General features: G+C 39.0%; 2 protein-coding genes and 1 pseudogene. All 3 read left to right on the top strand.

The window, feature by feature from the left end; all coding sequences use genetic code 11:
- Positions 1-460: pseudogene (locus E1171_RS23560) on the top strand (hypothetical protein); the annotation flags it as partial.
- Positions 461-561: 101 nt separating this feature from the next.
- On the top strand, positions 562-1,059 hold the full coding sequence (locus E1171_RS02975) for an RICIN domain-containing protein (RefSeq protein WP_155203933.1): 498 nt from the start codon (positions 562-564) through the stop codon (positions 1,057-1,059).
- A 117-nt stretch (positions 1,060-1,176) separates the two neighbouring features.
- Positions 1,177-2,559, top strand: a 1,383-nt coding sequence (locus E1171_RS02970) for a LamG domain-containing protein (protein WP_187696216.1), incomplete at its 3' end; no start/stop codon positions are given.

The following is a 2,559-nucleotide window of genomic DNA, read 5'->3' as shown; positions in this document are numbered from 1 at the left end:
TCAAGTGGGTGGAACTACTGTTTTCGATAATCAACTTCAGGTAAATGGAAATGTAGGCATTGGGCAAGCTAATCCTACTGAAAAACTTGATGTAGCAGGAAAAATCAAAGCCGACGGCGTTATCCTAAATGTAGGTTCATTTCCTGACTACGTTTTTGAAGAAGGGTATAATTTAATGCCTTTAAATGAGGTAGAAGCCCACATCAAGGCCTATAAACGGCTACCTAAAATGCCTTCTGAAAAAGAGGTTTTGAAAAATGGCATGAATGCTGGTCAAGTAAATGTTTTGCTGGTGGAGAAAGTAGAAGAACTTACATTGCATACCATTTTGCAAGAGAAGGAAATTTCCGCTCAAGCTAAGGAAATTGCTAGTTTGAAAACTGCTTTGGAAGAATTAATGGAAAAACAAGCTTTTCTTCTCAATGAAATTCCACTTCACCAAAGTAGAAATCACAAATAAGGAATATGGTCCTTTATTCCTTTGCTCTTAATCAGGTGAGCAAAATCATTTTTGGTATTACTTAAAAGTGAACGCTAAAGACCTTTAAAAATTTTAAAATAATGAAAAAGAAAATATACATCCTAACCCTAATAATCCTATGTAGCATAGGCTTTTTGGAAGTTCAGGGCCAATATAAAACATTCAGGCTCAAACTAAAATCAACTGAACAGTACCTAACCAACGAAAATGGTATTTTAAAAATGGAAGACAAAAAAACAGGGAAGAACGGTTTGTCCCAATTGTTTACCATTAAGCGAGTGACGGACAATAAAGTATGGCTTATCTCCGCTTCAGACAATAGCTTATACATTAAACGTACAGGTAGTGCGGTTACATTAGGAACACATCCTGGAGGCAGTGATTTAGAGTTTCACTGGGAGATACAATATGCCGGAGGTGAATATAGAAACCTAGCCAAAGGGGATGCTACAAACCTTGCTTTGCATGTTTCTGGCAGCAATATTAGCTTCGCTCAACCACCAAAACTAACAAGTTTAAATGACACCTCTGCAGATTCCTTCAGGATTCAACTTGAAGAAATGGCAAATACTTTCTAATTAAATCCAGTAGCATAATGGTTCAACACTTGACTGCCCTTGAAAATAGGGAGAATGCTAAAAAACTACCTTCATGAAGATATAAAGCTATTTTAATCAAATAAAAAAGCCAAAAATATGAATTTATTAAAAACAAAATATGGTAAAAAGTGGGGCCTCTTTTTGTCCTTGCTACTGGGCTTTCATGCCTTGTGGGCAGCAGACCCCGGTGTTCTTCATTTAAAAAAGAACTCCTATAACTCCTACGTCAACCTTGGGGTAGATTTAAAAAACGATTTACTGGATAACCAGGAAAAAGGAAATATCGGGGACGCTACCCTTGAGTTTTGGGTAAAGTCTACCCAATCAGGAAACGAATGGGTATTGACAGATATGACAAACGATGCTTCTTCTTTTAGTTTGTCCATGTATAACAACAACCAACTTAACTTAAAAGTAAAGGGGCAAACATCCACTATGGATTTAGGAAATGCTGTGAGTGCCAATTCCTGGCACCATGTTGCTTTGGTCATTTCTGACAATGGTACCCAAGCCCAACTTTTAATCAATGGGCAGGGTTACGGAAGCTTTGCCGTAGATTTCAGTCAAAATATTGGCAGAAAGCTTTACTTCTACAAGGACAATACGGCTGAGATCTATTTAACAGAAGTAAGGTTTTGGGCTGCCAGACGTTCTCCCCTGGAAATTGATAAGGGAAGATGGCAACCTTATACTAAAAAGAGCAATTTGGTTTTAGAGCGACAGGCAGGCTTGGTAGCCCTATTTGCTGATGATTTTAAAAGCACTGCTCAGCACAGCAAGATGGATGCTTTAACGAATCTAAGTTGGGTGGAATTTTTGGATAAAAACTTTGCGGCACAATGTGTAGGGGATTTTGATTTGGAAAGTGGTAGCATTAGTTTGGCAACTGTATTTAAAGATCCCAGTCATCCAATTTTAAGCAATAAGCAAGTGTTCCTGACAGCTTCCAAAGGAAATGAGCCTGATGCCTATAAAGATCAGGTTTTTCTTAACTGGAACCATTTGGAGGGGGCCACGGCTTATGAGGTAATTCGAACCGATAGAACAAATAATCAAAACACAACAAATTCGGTTACCTATGATGGGAATCCGGATATCAGTTTCCAAGATGCAGCAGTAATCCCTGGCAGGTTATACGACTATCAGGTAGTAGCAGTAGGTGTAAACGGTGCTTTACCAGGCAATGACAAAGGTTTTGTCTATTACAACAGCACCCTGCAGGGAAGGATCACTTCACAGGTAGGCAACAAACCTATAGAAGAGGTGGAGGTGAGCGTCATCCCTCAGGTAAAAAGCGGTAGCGCACTGCAGTTCACAAATGCGAGTCAAAAGCTTACCGTTTATAATGTGGATGCGTTTAGAAAGAATAACGATTTTACTTTGACCTTCTGGTATAAGTCCTTATCTAACTCAGGGACCAATGGCCTCTTCAAGCTAGGCAATACGGAAATTAAAACGGTAGGCAACAAAATGCAAGTG

It is taken from the genome of Xanthovirga aplysinae, assembly GCF_009711365.1.
In the GTDB taxonomy this organism is placed as follows: Bacteria; Bacteroidota; Bacteroidia; order Cytophagales; family Cyclobacteriaceae; genus Xanthovirga; species Xanthovirga aplysinae.
The sequence above is the reverse complement of the archived record's forward strand: the minus strand, read 5'-3'. Positions and strand labels throughout refer to the sequence as shown.